This window comes from Streptosporangium sp. NPDC002607 (assembly GCF_053592655.1).
In genome coordinates, this window is the sequence record NZ_JBSFWD010000134.1 from 1,571 (window position 1) to 3,223 (window position 1,653).

General features: G+C 55.7%; 1 rRNA gene (running past one end of the window). It reads right to left on the reverse strand.

Features of this window, described 5'->3' with window-relative positions:
- A 23S ribosomal RNA gene (locus ACWD3H_RS47365) occupies nt 1-1,585 on the reverse strand; its annotated part reaches 1,570 nt to the left of the window's first position; the annotation flags it as partial.
- Between the last annotated feature and the right edge of the window lie 68 nt (nt 1,586-1,653).

Below are 1,653 nucleotides of genomic sequence, written 5' to 3' on the forward strand. Positions count from 1 at the left end.
TAGGGACTTAAGGACCCTTAGTATCACTGGATTCAGTATTGGCGCATCGTAGCGGGTACGGGAATATCAACCCGTTGTCCATCGACTACGCCTGTCGGCCTCGCCTTAGGTCCCGACTTACCCTGGGCGGATTAGCCTGCCCCAGGAACCCTTGGTCATCCGGCGCAGAAGTTTCTCACTTCTGATTCGCTACTCATGCCTGCATTCTCACTCGCACAGCCTCCACAGCTGGATCACTCCGCTGCTTCACCGGCCGCACGACGCTCCCCTACCCATCCACACACCTAAACCACAAAGGCTCAGTTATACGTGTGAATGCCACGACTTCGGCGGTGTACTTGAGCCCCGCTACATTGTCGGCGCGGAATCACTTGACCAGTGAGCTATTACGCACTCTTTCAAGGGTGGCTGCTTCTAAGCCAACCTCCTGGTTGTCACTGCGACTCCACATCCTTTCCCACTTAGCACACGCTTAGGGGCCTTAGTCGGTGGTCTGGGCTGTTTCCCTCTCGACTACGGAGCTTATCCCCCGCAGTCTCACTGCTGCGCTCTCACTTACCGGCATTCGGAGTTTGGCTGACGTCAGTAACCTTGTCGGGCCCATTAGCCATCCAGTGCTCTACCTCCGGCAAGAAACACGCAACGCTGCACCTAAATGCATTTCGGGGAGAACCAGCTATCACGGAGTTTGATTGGCCTTTCACCCCTAAACACAGGTCATCCCCCAGGTTTTCAACCCTGGTGGGTTCGGTCCTCCACGCGGTCTTACCCGCGCTTCAACCTGCCCATGCCTAGATCACTCCGCTTCGGGTCTACAGCATGCGACTCAAACGCCCTATTCAGACTCGCTTTCGCTACGGCTCCCCCACACGGGTTAACCTCGCCACACACCATAACTCGCAGGCTCATTCTTCAAAAGGCACGCAGTCACATCACAAACACTCCGAAGAATGTTTACGCTCCTACGGCTTGTAGGCACACGGTTTCAGGTACTATTTCACGACCCCTCACCGGGGCGCTTTTCACCTTTCCCTCACGGTACTTGTTCACTATCGGTCATCAGGGAGTATTTAGGCTTACCAGGTGGTCCTGGCAGATTCACACAGGATTTCTCGGGCCCCGTGCTACTTGGGATCCCCTCCAACAGTCGACAAGATTTCGCCTACCCGACTCTCACGGTCTACGGCGCCACTTCCCAGAAGCTTCGGCTATCTCATCGATTTCTTACTGTCTGGAGGAACGGCAGCCCCTCCCAGAGGGTCCCACAACCCCGTAAACGCAACGCCTGCCGGCTATCACACGCCTACGGTTTAGCCTGATCCGCTTTCGCTCACCACTACTCACGGAATCACTATTTGTTTTCTCTTCCTACGGGTACTGAGATGTTTCACTTCCCCGCGTTACCACCAACCGCCCTATACATTCAGGCGGAGGCAACACCACATGACTGGTGCTAGGTTTCCCCATTCGGACATCCCCGGATCAAAGTCTGGTTGGCGACTCCCCGGGGCTTAACGCAGCCTCCCACGTCCTTCATCGGCTCCTGATGCCAAGGCATCCACCGTGTGCCCTAAAAAACTTGGCCACAAAGATGCTCGCGTCCACTATGCAAATCTCAAACAACAAACAGCGACCAAACCCACTCCGCCACCG